Origin of the sequence: Tsukamurella sp. M9C (genome assembly GCF_020169415.1) — a bacterium.
In the GTDB taxonomy this organism is placed as follows: domain Bacteria; phylum Actinomycetota; class Actinomycetes; order Mycobacteriales; family Mycobacteriaceae; genus Tsukamurella.
Genome location: NZ_JAIULG010000038.1, coordinates 17430 through 34124, shown reverse-complemented (window position 1 = coordinate 34124; position 16695 = coordinate 17430). Strand labels below are relative to the sequence as shown.

Below are 16695 nucleotides of genomic sequence, written 5' to 3'. Positions count from 1 at the left end.
CCCGTCGCGGGTTCCAATGAATTAGGTGGCGCCTACATGTTGACCTACCTGTTGGACGTCGGCGATCTGGCCGACGCCCGCTTCGTGGTGTCGCCGCTCAACGAGACCGTCCTGAGCCTGTTCCACCTGAACAAGGTCTACGACACCGCGCACCACCTCACGGGGTGGCGATGCGAGGCGAACGCCCGCCGGGGCGAGTACGACCGCGAACTGATCGACGCGCTGGTCTCGCCGTCGGGCAAGCAGATCCCCGACTTCCTCACCCCGGTGACCGCGCAGGCCGACGTCCGGCCGACGTTCGACGCGCACCTCGACGCGGTCCGTGGCACGGACGCGCGGACGGCGCGCGCCGAGCTGGTCGAACTGGCGGAGGGTGCGGCACCGTCAGGGCCCCTGGCGCGCCTGATCGCCCTGGACGATCCCGCACCGGTCATCGCCGATGCCCTGGCCGCCTACCACCGCGCGGCCGTCGCTCCCGTGTGGCCGGCGGTGCAGCGGATCCTGGAGTCCGACGTCGTCTTCCGGGGCCGCGAGCTCGCCGTCGGCGGGCCCACCCGGCTCTTCGAATCACTGAGCCCGCGCGTGGAATGGCGTCGTACCGGGGAGCTGAGCGTGGACATGTCGTGCTCAGTGGTCGCGGGCGAGGTCCGCTCCCCCGGTCTCGGTCTGACCCTGATGCCGAGCGTCTTCACCACCAGGATCACCACCGCGCACGATCCGACCCGCACCGCGCCGAACATCGGCTACCCCGCCCGGGGCTCGGCGACGCTCGCGGAATCCGTTCCACCGGTCGCCGACGACGCGCTCCGCAGGCTGATCGGCACCGCGAAGGCGGACCTCCTCGCGGTGCTGGCCGAGCCCGCCGCCGTGGTCGATCTCGCCGCCGCACTGGGGATCTCGCCGTCGGCCGTGTCGCAGAGCCTGAAGGTGCTGGGCGCCAGCGGGATCGTCGAGAGTTCGCGGTACGGACGCCGGGTCCTGTACCGCCGCACCACCCTCGGCGACGCGCTCGTCGATCGAAGAGGGGAAGGGCCGCATGGACCTTGACCTGCACGAGCGGGTGTTCATCGTGTCGGGCGCGAGCAGCGGCATCGGACTGGCCACCGCACAGCGACTCCTACGCGAGGATGCGCGGGTCTGCGGATTCTCCCGCGACCTCGATCGCCTCACCGCCGCCTACGCGGGCACGGCGACCCCGCGCGATCGGCTACTCCTTCTGGCGGGCGACGCCCGCCGGCCCGAGGATGTCGAGGAGATCGTCGACTCCGCGGTGCGCACCTTCGGCGGTGTCCACGGCGTCGTGGCCAACGCGGGCACCGGCGTGACGGCGGGCGTCGGCGCGGGCCCAGAGGTGTGGGTCGAGCAGTTCGCCATCAAGGTCGGCGCGGCCGTCGCGCTCGTGCGCGCCGCCCGCCCCCACCTGGTCGCCTCGCGGGGAGCGATAGTGCTCGTGAACGGCGTGAGCGCGCACCACCCGAGCCGTGAGCTGGCACCGGTCGGCGCCGCCCGCGCCGCCTTGGCGAACTACGCGGCGACGCTGAGCGCCGAGGTCGCGCCCGACGACGTCCGCGTCGTGGTGGTCAATGTGGGCGTCATCGAGACCGCCCGGCAACGGGAGAAGTACGCCCGGTCCGGTGCCACGACTGCCTACGCCGACTGGTGTCGAGACGAAGCGCGGCGAAGGGCGATTCCCTTGCAGCGCATGGGCAGGCCCGAGGAGGTCGGCGACACGATCGCCTTCCTGCTGTCCGACCGTTCGTCGTACACGACCGGCACCTCGATCGACGTCTCCGGAGGCCTGGACGGGCGCACCTGAGAACTAGGTCGTCCATCGAATACTCAACGACGACTGCCCACGAAGTGGATTGCCGCATCGACGACTCTCGGATTCTGTCCGTCCCGGACACCCTGTCCGATCCGGACAGAATTCGAGAGTCCGTTCGCCGCACTGCCGTCGCCACGACGGGCCCGCGCCGGCGCGGGTGTGGCCGGGGCCGACCGCGATCAGCGACCGGAGGCGAAGACCACGTTCGTGAAGACCTTCACGCCCATCTCGAGTGCGCGCTCGTCGAGCACGAAATCGGGCTGGTGCAGGTCGTACTGGCGGCCCTCGCCGGACCAGACGCCCAGCCGTGCCATCGCGCCGGGCGACTCCTCCAGGTACCAGGAGAAGTCCTCGCCGCCGCCGGACTGCGGGGTGTCGACCACCCCGTCGGGCGAGACGGCGCGCGCGGCGTCGGCGAGGCGGGTGGCGGCCAAGTGGTCGTTGATGACCGGGGGGACGCCGCGGGTGTAGTTGACCTCGTGCTTGATCCGCAGCGGCGCGAGCAGCTCGGCGATGATCTCGCGCACGAGCGGCTCCAGCGACTCCCAGATCTGATGCTCGCCGGTGCGGACGGTGCCGTGCAGTGCGCCGATCTGTGGGATCGCGTTCGGCGCGGATCCGGCGTTCGCCGCGCCCCACACCATGATCGTGCCGGAGCGGGGGTCCACGCGGCGCGACAGCACGCCGGGGAGCCCGGTGATGACGGTGCCCATGGCGTAGATCAGGTCGCTGGTCAGGTGCGGCCGCGAGGTGTGCCCGCCGGGCGAGTGCAGGATGACCTCGACGTGGTCGGCGGCGGAGGTGATGGCGCCGGAGCGGACGCCGATCCGTCCCACCTCGACGCGGGGATCGCAGTGCAGCGCGTAGATGCGGGAGACCCCCTGCATCACCTCGTCGCGCACCGCGGACAGCGCGCCGCCCGGCATGACCTCCTCGGCGGGCTGGAAGATCAGGCGCACGCCCACTGGCAGCCGGCCCGCGCGGTCCAGCTCGGCCAGGGCGAGGCCGGTGCCCAGCAGGATCGAGGTGTGCGCGTCATGACCGCACGCGTGCGAGACGCCAGCCGACGTGGATTGGAAGTCGAGGCCGGTGGCCTCGTGGATCGGCAGCGCGTCCATGTCGGCGCGCAGGGCGACGCGCTCCCCGCCGGCGGGTCCGAGGTCGCAGATCAGGCCGGTGGTCGAGAGCTTGCGGGGGTGCAGGCCCGCGGCGGTCAACGCCTCGAAGACGACGTTCGTGGTGCGCTGCTCGCGCCAGGACAGCTCGGGGTGGGCGTGCAGGTCGCGCCGGAACTCGCGGAGCCAGTCGCCCTTGCGCTGCAACCACTGGTCGACGTAGGCGGCCCTCGAGAGATCCTCGCCCGCACTTCCGCTCGCCGTGCCGCTCACCGTCCGCCTCCATCGCTGCCGCGTCGCCCGGCCCCGGTCAGCAGCCGCGCGCGCTCGTCCTCGTCCTCTGCGACCGCAGCGAAGGCTGCGGCCAGGGCCAGCGCACCATCGCGCACGGCCCGATCGGCGGATTCGGTGGCGGCGGCGGCCGTGAACTCCGGCTGATGGGTCACGGCCCCGTCGGTCTCGAGGCCGATCAGCGGATGGATCGACGGTACAGCGTGGCTCACATTGCCCATGTCGGTACTCCCCAACGGCACCAGCCGCTCGAACTCCGGAGCCACCGGTTCCCGGCCGATCGCGACCGCCGCGGCGCGGTACGCGACGGCGAGGGCGTCGTCGCTGCGCAGCTCGGTGTAGGCGGGCGAGACCTCGCCGACCTCGTGCGTGCAGCCGGCCGCCAGCGCGCCCGCGGCGAAGCAGTCGCCCGCGCGGACGGCGAGCCGCTCCAACGACTCCGCGTCGTCGGCGCGCAGGTAGTAGAGCAGTTCGGACGCGGCGGGCACCACGTTGGGCGCGGTCCCGCCCTCGCTGACGATGCCGTGCAACTGCTGCCCCGGCTCCAGGTGCTGCCGCAGCAGGCCCAGCGCGACCTGCGCGACCGTCGCGGCGTCGCCCGCGTTCCGGCCGGCCCACGGCGCCGCCGAGGCGTGCGCCTCGCGGCCGGAGAACCGGATCGCGAGGTCGGCCAGCGCCAGGGTGCGCGTGCGCACCACGTCGAACGGGGCGGGGTGCACCATGCCCGCGTAGGCGACACCGTCGAACGCGCCGCGCTGCAGCATGAGCACCTTGCCGCCCCCGGACTCCTCGGCGGGCGTGCCGTAGACCTCGACGGTCAGGCCCAGCTCGTCCGCGACGGACGCGAGCGCGAGGCCGGCGCCGAGCCCCGCCGCGGCGATGATGTTGTGCCCGCAGGCGTGCCCGATGCCGGGCAGGGCGTCGTACTCGGCGAAGATGGCGACACGCAGCGGCCCGCTGCCGGACCGTCCGACGAACGCGGTATCGAGGTCCGCGACGCGGCGCTCGACGGCGAAGCCGTGCCCCGCGAGGGCGTCGGCCAGCAGCGCCGACGCGAATCGCTCCTCGAAGGCCAGCTCGGGCCGGGCGTGGATCTCGTGGCTGACCGCGACCAGGTCGCCCCGCACGCGGTCGACGGTGCCGGTGAGCGCCTCCAGGACGGAGGTGACGCGACCGGTCACCGTCAGCCGAACTTGACTTCGGTGGTCGGAACGGCGAGGTCGGCGATGAGGTGCGTGTGCAGATCGTTCTTGATCTTGTTCAGCGTGGGGCCGTCGGCGGCGGCGTTCGCCGCCGCCCGGGCGGTCGCGGTCGGCAGCAGCTCGGCCTCCGAGACCGCCGCCTGCACGATGCCCGCAGCAACGGCGTCGGCGCCGCCGTAGCGACGTCCGGTGGTCATCGCCTCGACCGCCGTCTGGTACGGCAGACGGGAGCGCAGCAGGCTGGCCATGCCGACGGTGAAGCCCATCTTGAGGCTGACCTCGGGGAGGCAGAAGAAGCCGCGGTCGTCGCGCATCACGGCGAAGTCGCACGACAGCGCCAGCATGGCCCCGGCGCCGAAGGCGTGGCCGTTGATCGCGGCGACGGTGGTCATCGGGAAGGTCAGCAGGCGGCTGAAGACCGTGTGCACGCGGTCCAGGTAGGTCGGCAGCTCACCGGCGTTCGCCAGGATGTACATGACGTCGAGGCCGTTGGAGAAGAACTTGCCGGTGGCGGTGACCACCAGTGCGGCGGGCGAACCGGCCGCCTGGGCCTCGATCTCGTCGAGGCGGGCGTGCACCGCGTCGACCCAGTCCGGGGAGAAGCGGTTCTCCGGGTTGGTCTCCGAGAGCTCGACGCCCTCATCGCCCAGGAACAGAGTGAAGACGTCGTCGGTGCGCGTGACGTAAGGCATGGGCATCACGATAGCGGCTAGCATCTGGGGCCATGGCGCAACTGCACGCGGCACGTGACTCCGGTATCGACGATCCCTCCGCTGCGGCCCGCGAGGCGGCCGCCGCACTGACCGCCGCGACGGGCGGTGAACCCTTCGACGTGGCGGTGGTGCTCGGCTCCGGCTGGGCCCCCGCGGCCGACGCGCTCACCGCGCGCGGCGCCGCCGTCGGATCCGTCCCCATGGCCGAACTGCCCCACTTCGCGCCGCCCAGCGCGGCCGGCCACAAGGGCACGGCCTCGGCGGTCGTCGTCGGCGGCAAGCGGGTCCTGGTGCTGCTCGGGCGGACCCACGCCTACGAGGGCCACGACCTCTCGCGCGTCGTCCATCCGGTGCGCACCGCGTGCGCGGCCGGGGCGAAGACCGTGATCCTCACCAACGCCGCGGGCGGCCTGCGCGAGGGCATGTTCGTCGGCGAACCGGTGCTGATCGAGGACCACCTGAACCTCACCGCCCGCTCGCCGCTCGTGGGCGCGCAGTTCGTGAACCTGGTGGACGCGTACTCGGCGCAACTGCGCACGCTGGCCCGCACCGTCGACCCTTCGCTCAAAGAGGGCGTCTACGCCGGCCTCCCCGGCCCGCACTACGAGACCCCGGCCGAGATCCGGATGCTGCGCACGCTGGGCGCCGACCTGGTGGGCATGTCGACGGTGCACGAGACGATCGCCGCCCGCGCGGAGGACGCCGCGGTGCTGGGGATCTCGCTCGTCACCAACCTGGCCGCCGGCATCACCGGCGAGCCGCTGAACCACGAGGAGGTCCTCGAGGCCGGCCGCGAGGCCGCCGCGCGGATGGGCGGCCTCCTCGCCGACGTGATCGAGGCGATGTAGATGAGCGCCGAGCTCGCGGCCGAGGCCCTCGCCTGGATCGAGGGCGATCCCGACCCGGCGACCCGCGCCGAACTCGAGGCGTTGAGCGGCGACGAGCTCGCCGAGCGCTTCGCCGCCCCGCTGTCCTTCGGCACCGCGGGCCTGCGGGGCCCGGTGCGCGGCGGACCGTCGGGCATGAACGTGGCGGTGGTGACCCGCACGACCTGGGCCCTCGGCGAGTGGCTGAAGACGAAGTGCCTGGGCGGCGGCACCGTCGTCGTCGGGCGCGACGCGCGGCGCGGCTCGGAGGCCTTCTTCGCTGCGGCCACCGAGGTGCTCGCGGCGCAGGGCTTCGCCGTGGTGGCGCTGCCCGAACCCGGCCCCACACCGTGGGTCTCGTTCGCGACCAAGGCGCTCGGCGCCGCCGCGGGCGTGCAGATCACGGCCTCGCACAACCCGCCCGCGGACAACGGCTACAAGGTCTACCTCGACGGCGGCGCCCAGCTGGTCTCCCCCGCCGACGCCGAGATCGAGAAGCTCATCGCCGCCGCGCCGCCCGCCACGGAGATCGAGCGGACGCCGGTGCCCGCCGATCCCCGCGCGACCGAGGTGGTCGCGGCGTACCTGGACCGCGTCTCCGCGCTGCGCCCGGCGCCCGCCGTGCCGCTGCGGATCGCGCTGACGCCGATGCACGGCGTGGGCGGGAAGGTCGCGGTGGAGGCCCTGCGCCGCAGCGGCTTCGACGACGTGCACGTGGTCGAGCAGCAGTTCGCCCCGGATGGCGAGTTCCCGACGGTGGCCTTCCCCAACCCCGAGGAGCCGGGCGCCTCCGACCTGCTGCTCGCCCTCGCGGAGCGGGTGGATGCGGACCTCGCGGTCGCCCTCGACCCCGACGCGGACCGGTGCGCCCTGGGCGCCCGCTTCGCCGACGGCTGGCGGATGCTCACCGGCGACGAGTCCGGCTCGCTGCTCGGCGCCCACCTGCTCGACGCGCCGCTGGACGGCGCACCGTCGGATCCCCTCGTGGCGACGACGATCGTCAGCTCCGAGCTCCTCGGCGCGATCGCCGAGAGCCGCGGCGCGCGGTACGCGCGGACCCTGACCGGGTTCAAGAACCTGGTACGGGCGGGCGACGGCCTGGTGTTCGCGTACGAGGAGGCGCTCGGCCTCTGCGTCGACCCGTCGACGGTGCGCGACAAGGACGGGATCTCCGCCGCGGTCGTCGCCGCCGGCTACGCGGCCGCGCTGAAGGCGCAGGGCAGCGGACTGCCGGACGCGCTGGACGCGTTGTACCGCCGGCACGGCGTGTACCTGTCGAGCCAGTACGCGCTGCGCGTGGACGACGTCGCGCGGATCGCCGCGATCATGGCCGCCCTGCGCGCCGACCCCCCTGTTGAGGTTGCAAACACCGCCGTCGGCTGTGAGGATCTTCTGACGGCCCGCCCCGCGACGGACGCGCTGGTGTTCCGCGGCGACGGCGTCCGGGTCACCGTGCGGCCCTCCGGAACCGAGCCGAAGGCGAAGTTCTACCTGGAGGTGATCGAGCCGGTGGCGATCGACAGCGACACGAGCGGCGCCGAGGCGCGCGCCCGACAGCGGCTCACCGCGGTGACCGACACGGTGCGTAAGTGGGCGGCCTTCGGGTGACCCGCCCAGTGCGCCCGGCCGATCCCGCACGCGGCCGGGTGATCGCGGCGGCGGTCGTGGTGGGGGTGCTCATCGTGGTCGCCGCCGCGGCGGCCGCGACCGCCTACGTCAGCGGCAAACGACCCACGGAGCCGGCCACGGCCGCCGCGCCGCCGTCCGGGCCGTCGAGCTCCGCGTCGGCCGCCCCGGCACCGTCGTCCGAGCAGCCGGGCACACCCGCGCCGCCCGCACCGTCGATCCCCGGGACCGATGCCCTCGGCTTCCTGGGGACCCCCGCGCGCTGCGCCGACGGCGACGCCGCCCGGATGATGGTCCTCACCGCCACCTCGCAGGCCGTCGTCTGCGATCGCGCGGGCGCACTGTACTACGCGGGCTGGCGCATCGACACCGGTACCGGGACGCGCATCGAGGGCGTGCTGCCCGCGGGCCCCGGCTGGGTCGCCCGCGCCCCGGACGCGACGATCAACATCACGCCCACCGGCCTGGTGATCAGCACCCCGTCGGGCGAGTTCACCGAGCCGGCGACGGGATTCTGGGCGGCCCCGTAGCCGCCCGCCGATCCGTGGATCAGGTCCAGCGCGGGCCGAACTGGCGGTCGCCGGCGTCGCCGAGTCCGGGCACGATGTAGGCGTTCTCGTTCAGCCCCCGGTCGACGGTGGCGGTGACCAGGCGGACGGGGTGGCCGCAGTCGGCGAGCGCCTGCACGCCCTCGGGCGCGGCGACGACGCACACCGCGGTCACGTCGGTCGCGCCGCGCTGCGCGAGCAGGCTCAGCGTCTCCACCATCGAGCCGCCGGTCGCGAGCATCGGGTCGAGCACGAAGACGGGGCGCCCCGCGAGATCGGCGGGCAGCGACTGGAAGTAGGGCTCGGGGACGTGCGTCTCCTCGTTGCGGCCCATGCCGACGAAGCCCACCTGGGACTCCGGCAGCATCGCGTGCGCCTGGTCGACCATGCCGAGGCCAGCGCGCAGCACCGGCACCAGCAGCGGCGGCTTCGCGAGCGCGGCGCCGTCGGTGTCCTCGAGCGGGGTGGTCACCGTGACGGCGGCGACGGCGGCGTCGCGCATGGCCTCGTAGACCAGCATCTGGGTGAGCTCCTTCAGCGCTGCGCGGAAGGAGGCGTTGTCGGTGGCCTCCGCGCGGAGCGCGGTGAGGCGGACGGCGGCCAGGGGGTGGTCGACCACGGTGATCTGCATGCGGTCAGCGTATCGGGAACCGCTCGGGACCCTGAGGCGTCCAATCAATGAGGGGGTATTGCGATGGAACCGTTTCTGATGACGACGAGCGCGGTGACGGCGGCGGGGACCGAACTGGGCTCGCTGGCCACGTCGGTGGCGGGGGCCGCGGGAGCGGGCGCCGTCTCGGCCGCGGCGCTCACACCGGTCTTCGGACTGATCGGCGGCGACTACCTGGCCGAGCTGCTGGGCGCCGTCACGGCGACCGATGCCGAGGTCACGCGCCTAGCCGCGTTCTACACCTCGGCCTCCGCCGGCGCGGCGCGGACGGTGGCCTCGGCGGTCGCCACGGACGGGGGCGGCGCGGGGGCGCTGCTCGGGTTGCTGGGTGCGTCGTGAGCGGCATCGTCGCGGCGCTGGCGGCGCCGCTGCGGGCCCTGCTCGACACGTTCGGCACCGGCGACCTCTCGGTCGCGGGGGTCGACGCGGCGATCCGGGCGGTGGAGGCCGAACTGGCCCGGGTCAGCGCGCAGACGGATTCGGCGACGGTCAGCGTCGGCAGCGCGTGGACGGGCGTGGATGCGACGACCGCCCAGCGCACGATCGGCACCGGCGGCACCGCCGCGGCGGCCCTGTCGCAGCACAGTGGCGCGATCCGCGAGTCGGTGACGACCGCCGCCGGGGTGGTGAGCAAGGGCCGAACGCGGCTGCAGGCCGTCCTCGATTCCTTCGTGAGCAAGGCCGAGGCCGCGAATCCAACGCTGCTCAACCCCACCGGGCTGATCGCGGTGCTCACGCTGGCGGCCGATCACCTACAGCAGGCGCTCGACGTGCTGCGGTCCGTCCGCGACGAGCTCGACGGCGAGACCGGCACGGTCTCCGGGCTGGCGGAGAGCACCCCGACCGCGCCCGCCACCGTCGACGGCGGTGCGGCGACGACGCCCGCCTCGACGACCGCGACCGCGACCCCGTCGACCTCCTCCCCGACCGGCACCGGCTCGGGGTCCGGAGGCGGCTCGGGCGGCGGAGCCTCCCCCGTCAGCGGGCTCACCTCCGCGCTCACGTCCGCGAACCGGGGCGGCTCGGGCTCGGGCCGCGGCTCCGGGGCGAAGACGGTGTCCGCCTCGCGCCGGTCCGGGGCGACGGTGACCGCCGACGGCAAGGGCGGCTACGACGTGCGGCTGCCCGACGGCACGGTGGTGAAGGCCCCGAACGCGAAGGCCGCCGCCGCGGTGCAGGCCGCGCTCACGCAGCTGGGCGTGCCCTACTCGTGGGGCGGGACGACGCCCGGAGTCGGCCTGGACTGCAGCGGGTTCACGCAGTGGGCCTACCGGCAGGCGGGCATCGAGCTGCCGCGGCTCGCCAACGAGCAGGGCGTCGGCGCCGCGGTCAGCGCGGGCCAGTTGCAGCCCGGCGACCTCGCGGTGTGGGAGGGCCACGTCGCGATGGTCATCGGCGACGGACGCATGGTGGAAGCGGGCGATCCGGTGCAGATCTCCGCGATCCGCACGGAGAACATCGGCCAGCAGTTTTACGGCTTCTTCCGCCCGACGGGCTGAGCCCCGTGCGGTCGGATCCTCCAGCCGACGCGCAGGCGGCCCGGTGCACTACGCTGGGCGCCATGGCGTCTGACATCGTCCCGATCGAGCTCGGCCTCACCGACGGCCCGGTGTACACCCTGTGGGCACCGCGGTGGCGTGACGGGGAGGACGAATGGGAGGCCTTCCTGGGCCTCGACGAGGATCTGTACGGCTTCTCGTCGGTCGCCGAGTTGGTCGCCTTCGCCCGCAGCGGCAAGGCGAACGACCTGGACGACCACCCGGCCTGGGAGGCCCTGACCACCCTGCCGGCGGAGGCCTTCGTCCCGCGTGACGACCGTAGCTTCGACCTGATCTCGGTGCCGGAACTCGCCGCCGAGGAGCCCACCCCCGAGGTGATCGCCGAGCTCGAGGACACCCTCGAGATCGTCGGCCTCATCGGCGAGGTGTGCGAGCTGATCGACGTCACCAAGTTCTTCAACGGCAACCCGGTGCTGGGCACCGTGCGCATCGGCACCCGCAACTTCGAGGGCCGCGAGGGCGCGGAGATGTGGCACAAGGTCGGCCAGATCATCAGCCGCAAGTGGGACGACGTGATCGACGCGATCGAGGGCGTCGTCAGCGCGCCGAAGGTGTCCGCCACCCTCACCGAGGCCGCCGAGCAGGAGCTCGCGGAGGCCGAGGAGAAGGCCGCCGCGCTCGCCGCCGACGCAGCGGATCTGGACGACGACCTCGACGACGACCTCGACGACGTGCCGGGTCTCGACACCGACGACCTGGACGAGGACGACGACGAGTACGAGGGCGACGACGAGTACGAGGGCGACGAAGCCGGCGCCGACGACGGGGTGACGCTCGCGAAGAGCGCCGACGAGGACTTCGAGGACGAGGAGGATGACGATTCCTTCTGGGGTCAGGTCGGCATCGACCCGATCAAGATCATCACCTCCACGGGCGAGTACTACACGCTGCGCTGCTACCTCGACGACAGCCCGGTCTTCCTGGGCCGCAAGGGCAAGATCTACGTCTTCGACTCCGAGGGCGCGCTGGCCCGGTACCTCGCGGACGACGACGACACCGACCTCTCGTCGGTCTCCACCTTCGACGAGGTGCGCGTGGCCGCGACCGACGGCTCGCTGGAGATCGAGGTCTACGACGACAACGTCTACGTGCTGCCCGGGATCGGCGAGGACATCGCCGACGGTCCGCGGCGCATCGACCGCGATCAGCTGGACCTCGCGGTGGAGCTGCTGCTGGACTCGGCCGACTTCGCGGACGACGCCTCGGTGCGGGAAGCGCTGCGCCCCACCACTCCGCTGGGCTTCTTCGTCTCCTACGCGCTCGACCCGCAGCCGCGCCGGCTGGCCCCGTCGGGCCCGTTCGACAACGAGGCCGAGGCGTGGCGGGCGCTCGAGCACGACTTCGAGGACCGGCTCACCTCCAAGTGACCGGACCCCGCGGCGCCACCGCCGCGGGGCACCCCGGCGTCAGCCGATCAGCACCGCGAAACCGGGCTTGATCACCTCGTCGATGATCGCGAGCCGCTCGTCGAAGGGCAGGAACGCCGACTTCATCGCGTTGATGGTGAAGCGCTGCAGGTCCGTCCAGCCGTAGCCGAAGGTCTCGACCAGCTTGAGCATCTCCGCGCTCATCGTGGTGTCGCTCATGAGCCGGTTGTCGGTGTTGACGGTGACGCGGAAACGCAACTGCGCCAGCAGGTTGAAGGGATGCTCCTCCATCGAGGCGACCGCGCCGGTCTGCACGTTGGAGCTGGGGCACAGCTCCAACGGGATCCGCGCGTCCCGCACCCGCGCTGCGACCCGGCCGAGGACCGCGCCGGAGAAGTCGGTGGATCCCGGCTCGACGCCCGCGATGTCGTCGACGATGCGGACGCCGTGGCCCAGGCGGTCGCAGCCGCAGAAGGCCAGCGCCTCGTGGATGGACGGCAGCCCGAAGGCCTCGCCCGCGTGGATGGTGAAGGGGGCGGAGTGGTCCCGCATGTACTCGAACGCGTCGAGGTGGCGGCTGGGCGGGAAGCCCGCCTCCGCGCCGGCGATGTCGAAGCCGACGGCGCCGCGGTCGCGCCAGCGCACCGTCAGCTCCGCGATCTCACGCGAGCGGGCCGCGTGCCGCATCGCGGTCACGAGGCAGCGCACCACGATCGGGCGGCCCGCGGTGCGCGCCGCCGACTCGCCCGAGGCGAAGCCCGCGAGCACGGCCTCCATCACCTCGTCGAGCGACAGCCCGCCCTCCAGGTGCTGCTCGGGCGCGAACCGCACCTCGGCGTAGACCACGCCGTCGGCCGCGAGATCTTCCGCGCACTCGCGCGCCACGCGGGCCAGCGCCTCGGGCGTCTGCATCACGCCGACGGTGTGCTCGAAGGTCTCCAGGTACTTCACCAGCGAGCCGGAGTCCGCGGCGTCCCGGAACCACGCGGCCAGCTCGGGCTCGGTGGTGGCGGGGAGGTTCGCATAGCCGGTCTCCGCGGCCAACTCGAGGACGGTGGCGGGACGCAGCCCGCCGTCGAGATGGTCGTGGAGCAGCACCTTGGGCGCGCGGCGCAGGGCCTGCAGGTCGATGGGGGTGGGGCCAACGGGATTCGCCATAGGGTCAAGGTACCGGCTACCGGCGCGTAACACGGTCGGCGCGGCTATCGCTCCGTGAGATAGGTGAGGATGGCTCGGACGCGGCGGTTCCCCTCCTCCGGAGGCAGATCCAGCTTGGCGAAGATGTTCGCCACGTGCTTGGCCACCGCCGCGTCCGAGACCACCAGCGCCGCAGCGATATCGGCATTGCTGCGGCCCTCCGCCATGAGCGCGAGCACCTCGCCCTCGCGGGGCGTGAGCCGGTCGAGCACCGTCGGGGTGAACATCTTGGAGATCACTTCTGGGTCCACCACCACTCCCCCGCTCGCGACGGTATCGAGAGCCCGGAGGAAGTCGTCCACGCGCCCGACCCGCTCCTTGAGCAGGTAGCCCACGCCGCCGCCGGAGTCCAGCAACCGCCGCGCGTACGCGGCGGCGACGTACTGGGACAGCACCAGCACCGGCAGGCCCGCGCGGCCGGCCCGCAGGTCCAGCGCCGCCCGCAATCCGTCGTCGCCGTGGCCGGGCGGCATCCGGACGTCCGTCAGGACGAGGTCGACGGTGCCGGGATCGATCGCTCGGAGCGCGTCGGCATCGCCGAGCAGGCCGGCCACCTCGTGGCCGGCCCGTTCGACGATCCGCTGCAGTCCCTCGGCCAGCAGCACGGAGTCTTCGGCTATCAGGATCCGCACTACGACGAGCCGCCTTCCGTCCGCACGTGCCTTGTCCTCAGCGATACGATCCGCATCGCGGGCAGCCTACGACACCGCCTTCGCCCAGTAGAGCGTGGTGGGACCTCCGGGCGGGCTCAGCACCGTCAGCGTCGCGCCGATGGACTCGGCCCGCTCGATCAGCCCGGCCAGGCCCGTACCGCCGGCGGGATCCGCCCCGCCCGTGCCGTCGTCCATCACCGTCATCGACACCCCGAGCGCGCCCGCCGCGAACGTGATCCGCACCGTGCTCGCGCCCCCGTGCTTGATCGCGTTGGTGACGGCCTCGCTGGCGGTGTAGTACATGGCCTGCTCGATCTCCGCGGGCAGGCGGCGGCCGGGCGTCCAGCCCTCGCCCGCGGTCACGTCCACCCGGATCGCGCCGCCGAGCTCCGCGCACGCGGCCTCGACGCCGGCGTCGTCGAGCACCTGCGGGTGCACGCCCCGGACGGTGTCCCGCAGGCCCGCCATGGCGCGCTCGAGCCGGGCCTGCGCCTCGGACACCTGGCCGCGCAGGGCCTCGTCGGCGGTGTCCGGCAGGCTCTGCTGCAGCTCGCCGAGCTGCAGCGACAGGCTCGCGAGGTCCTGCTGCGGGCCGTCGTGGAGGTTGCGCTCGATCCGGCGACGCTCGCCCTCGAAGGAGTGGACGAGCACGCCCCGCGAGGCCTCGAGCACGCTGACGCGGCGCTGCAACTCCTCCTCGGTGGGACCGAGCAACAGGCGCGCGGTGGCGGCCTGCGCGACCGAGACCGCGTACGTGATGTAGAGCCCCGCCGCACAGATCACCGCGCCGATCGCGCCCCAGATCGCCTGGCTGACGACACTGTCGATCGCCGTGCCCATGACGTTGACCTCGCCGTCGAGGAAGGGCGCGATCACGAGCCCGCCGCCGATCGTCCAGCCGATCACCGCGCCGAGGAAGACGATCGGGGTGAGCACCGCCAGCAGCAGCGAGTAGGCGACCTCACGCCAGGTCGCGCGCTCGCCGAGCCGTGCGCCCGCGCGGGTGGACAGGTTGCCGGACACCGGCGGGTGCGGGTCTCCGATGGCCTGCGCCCCCAACCACGTGACCCGCAGGCGCTCCAGCTTCGCCAGCCCGTACGACCACGCCGGCGCGAAGGGCAGCAGCACCACCACGACGTAGAGGAAGAAGAGCACCCACCCGACGATCATCGATCCGGCGAAATAGGCCAGGCCGCGCCAGGGCGCGGACGTGGTCAGGAAGCGCAGCGGCTCGCGGAGTGGCGCGGCGAGCGCGCCGCGCGCGGGCTCGGACTGCGCCGGGGACGGGGTCACGTAATCGATCATGCCGTAGACGCTATGCACGCCGCGGGCGCGAGTCCCTGGCCCCAGCCGGAGAATCCGGGGTGGTGCCAGCACTACCCTCCGCCGGATCAGGCGGCGACGTGCGGGCGGGCGTCCTTCGCGCCGCTCCCGTCGTCGTCGCCTACCTCGCCGGTCATCGGCGGGATCACCAGGGACGCGACCAGGCCCAGCAGAACGAAGGCCGCCGCGACATAGCCGCCCACCATGATGCCGTCGGTCATCGCGCTGCGGCCTGCGTCCGCCACGACGGCGGTAGACGGATCGGCGGCGAAACCGCCGATCGCGGCGCCGGCGCTGTCCGCGAGCGTGCCGGACAGCGCGTCAGCCTGCTCGGGACCCATCCCATGGTCGGTCAGGTAGGTCTCCGACCGCGAGCTCAGCGCGGTGAAGAACACGGTGGTGAGGATCGCGATGCCCAGGGCGGAGCCGAGCTGCCGGAACGCGCTCTGGATGCCCGCGGCCTGGCCGTCCTCACTCGCCGGCACGTCGGCGAGGACGACGTTCGTGACCTGCGCGGTCGCGAAGCCGACGCCGACGCCGTACAGCGCGAGGACCAGCGAGAGCACCCACCAATTCGTGTCCGTCGCGGCGACGAACGCGAGGCCGGCGAGGCCGACGACCTCGAAGGCCAGGCCCAGCCGCAGCATCGCGAGGGGCGTGACGTTCTTGTCCGCCAGGCCGAAGCTCGCACCGCTGGCGACGAAGCTGCCGACGGCGATCGGGACCAGGAGCAGGCCCGACTGCATCGCGGTGTAGCCCAGCGTGAATTGGAGCCACAGGGGCAGGACCGCGATGATGCCGAACTCCCCGACGCCGATGATGAGCGTCGCGACGTTGCCGTTGCGGAACGAGGCGATCGAGAACAGCCGCAGGTCCATCAGGGCCTTGTCCACGTCGCCGCGCCGGCGCAGCAGCACCTGTCGAGCGACGAAGCCGGTCATCGCGAGCGCGCTCAGCACGAGCGCGACGAGCACGGGCGACGGTCCGCTCGCCCAGTGGCGGCCGGCGACGTCCAGCGGACGGGTGACGGTCCACCATCCGTAGGTGCGGCCCTCGATCAGACCGAAGGCGAGAAGACCCAGTCCGGCGACGGAGAGGATCGCCCCGAGGGCGTCCAACCGCCCGGCGACGCGCGGCGCGCGATCGACGCAGAGTACGACGCCGACGATGATCAGCACCGCCAGCGGCACGTTGATCCCGAAGGCCCAGCGCCAGGAGAAGTGCTCGGCCAGCCAACCGCCCAGCAAGGGCCCCAGGGCCGCTGCGGCCCCGATCGTGGATCCCCAGATCGCGAACGCCTGGCCGCGGGCCTTGCCGGTGAAGGTGGCGTTGAGCAGCGCGAGCGAGGTGGGCAGGATCATCGCAGCACCGGCGCCCTGCACGAACCGCGCGACGATGAGCACCTCGGTCCCCGGGGCGATCCCGGCCGCGATGCTGCTGACGCCGAAGACCACGACGCCCGCGGTGAACACCCGGCGCGCTCCGTGGATGTCGGCGACGCGACCGACGACCAGGAGCAGCGCCGCGAAGACGATCGCGTACGACTCCTGGATCCACTGCGCCGCAGTGGATCCTGCTCCGAGGTCGGCGATGATTGACGGGTTGATCACATTGACGATCGTGGTGTCGACGACGATCAGCGCGACGCCGAGCGCGATCGCCAGCAGGCCGATCCACTGCCGCCGCGTCGGCACGACTTCCCCCGTGGCGACACCCTGTGGCGAGCCTTCCATGGCAACC

General features: G+C 72.9%; 16 protein-coding genes. 8 read left to right on the top strand and 8 right to left on the bottom strand.

The window, feature by feature from the left end; all coding sequences use genetic code 11:
- Positions 1-36: 36 nt before the first annotated feature.
- Together LB823_RS17010 and LB823_RS17005 are read left to right on the top strand one after the other, a co-directional pair.
- Positions 37-1047, top strand: coding sequence for a helix-turn-helix domain-containing protein (locus LB823_RS17010; protein ID WP_224649112.1), 1011 nt, complete (start codon positions 37-39; stop codon positions 1045-1047).
- Complete coding sequence (locus tag LB823_RS17005; RefSeq protein ID WP_224649110.1) at positions 1037-1816, top strand: SDR family oxidoreductase; 780 nt, start codon at positions 1037-1039, stop codon at positions 1814-1816. The genes LB823_RS17010 and LB823_RS17005 overlap by 11 nt, the downstream gene beginning before the upstream one ends.
- Positions 1817-2004: 188 nt before the next feature.
- On the opposite strand, the gene LB823_RS17000 is transcribed toward LB823_RS17005, so the two are convergent.
- Genes LB823_RS17000 through LB823_RS16990 form a run of 3 tightly spaced genes read right to left on the bottom strand, consistent with a single transcriptional unit; the run spans position 2005 to position 5125 of the window.
- Complete coding sequence (locus tag LB823_RS17000) at positions 2005-3213, bottom strand: amidohydrolase (RefSeq protein ID WP_224649108.1); 1209 nt, start codon at positions 3211-3213, stop codon at positions 2005-2007.
- A complete protein-coding gene (locus LB823_RS16995; protein ID WP_374201343.1) occupies positions 3210-4412 on the bottom strand; it encodes an amidohydrolase in 1203 nt (400 codons plus the stop codon). The genes LB823_RS17000 and LB823_RS16995 overlap by 4 nt, the downstream gene beginning before the upstream one ends.
- A gap of 2 nt (positions 4413-4414) precedes the next feature.
- Positions 4415-5125 carry an enoyl-CoA hydratase/isomerase family protein gene (locus LB823_RS16990; RefSeq protein WP_224649106.1) on the bottom strand — a complete coding sequence of 237 codons (711 nt, stop codon included), beginning with the start codon at positions 5123-5125 and terminating at the stop codon, positions 4415-4417.
- A gap of 32 nt (positions 5126-5157) precedes the next feature.
- Between LB823_RS16990 and LB823_RS16985 the strand changes: the two genes are divergently transcribed.
- From LB823_RS16985 to LB823_RS16975, 3 genes are read left to right on the top strand one after another with little or no spacing between them, the layout of a single operon-like run.
- The gene (locus tag LB823_RS16985) at positions 5158-5994 is read left to right on the top strand and encodes a purine-nucleoside phosphorylase (RefSeq protein ID WP_224649104.1); all 837 of its coding nucleotides are present in this window, start codon (positions 5158-5160) and stop codon (positions 5992-5994) included.
- Positions 5995-7620: a phospho-sugar mutase gene (locus tag LB823_RS16980; RefSeq protein WP_224649102.1), complete on the top strand. Its 1626-nt coding sequence runs from the start codon at positions 5995-5997 to the stop codon at positions 7618-7620. It abuts the gene before it with no gap.
- Positions 7617-8168: a hypothetical protein gene (locus tag LB823_RS16975; protein ID WP_224649100.1), complete on the top strand. Its 552-nt coding sequence runs from the start codon at positions 7617-7619 to the stop codon at positions 8166-8168. Before LB823_RS16980 ends, LB823_RS16975 begins: the two co-directional genes overlap by 4 nt.
- Before the next feature lie 19 nt (positions 8169-8187).
- Here LB823_RS16975 and upp read toward each other — a convergent pair whose 3' ends face one another.
- Positions 8188-8817 (bottom strand): uracil phosphoribosyltransferase, encoded by a 630-nt coding sequence (gene upp, locus LB823_RS16970; protein WP_224649098.1) that lies wholly within the window; start codon positions 8815-8817, stop codon positions 8188-8190.
- A 63-nt stretch (positions 8818-8880) separates the two neighbouring features.
- Between upp and LB823_RS16965 the strand changes: the two genes are divergently transcribed.
- The 3 genes from LB823_RS16965 (at position 8881) to LB823_RS16955 (ending at position 11782) form a co-directional block, all read left to right on the top strand.
- Entirely contained in the window at positions 8881-9195 is a 315-nt protein-coding gene (locus LB823_RS16965; protein ID WP_224649095.1) for a hypothetical protein, read from the top strand.
- The gene (locus tag LB823_RS16960; protein WP_224649093.1) at positions 9192-10355 is read left to right on the top strand and encodes a C40 family peptidase; all 1164 of its coding nucleotides are present in this window, start codon (positions 9192-9194) and stop codon (positions 10353-10355) included. Before LB823_RS16965 ends, LB823_RS16960 begins: the two co-directional genes overlap by 4 nt.
- A gap of 62 nt (positions 10356-10417) precedes the next feature.
- Entirely contained in the window at positions 10418-11782 is a 1365-nt protein-coding gene (locus LB823_RS16955) for a primosomal protein (RefSeq protein WP_224649091.1), read from the top strand.
- A gap of 39 nt (positions 11783-11821) precedes the next feature.
- On the opposite strand, the gene LB823_RS16950 is transcribed toward LB823_RS16955, so the two are convergent.
- The 4 genes from LB823_RS16950 to LB823_RS16935 form a co-directional block, all read right to left on the bottom strand.
- A complete protein-coding gene (locus LB823_RS16950; protein WP_224649089.1) occupies positions 11822-12940 on the bottom strand; it encodes an adenosine deaminase in 1119 nt (372 codons plus the stop codon).
- Positions 12941-12984: 44 nt separating this feature from the next.
- The gene (locus LB823_RS16945; RefSeq protein WP_224649087.1) at positions 12985-13611 is read right to left on the bottom strand and encodes a response regulator transcription factor; all 627 of its coding nucleotides are present in this window, start codon (positions 13609-13611) and stop codon (positions 12985-12987) included.
- Positions 13612-13677: 66 nt separating this feature from the next.
- Positions 13678-14937, bottom strand: coding sequence for a sensor histidine kinase (locus LB823_RS16940; RefSeq protein WP_224649085.1), 1260 nt, complete (start codon positions 14935-14937; stop codon positions 13678-13680).
- Positions 14938-15023: 86 nt separating this feature from the next.
- On the bottom strand, positions 15024-16688 hold the full coding sequence (locus tag LB823_RS16935) for a DHA2 family efflux MFS transporter permease subunit (protein WP_224649083.1): 1665 nt from the start codon (positions 16686-16688) through the stop codon (positions 15024-15026).
- Positions 16689-16695: the final 7 nt, after the last annotated feature.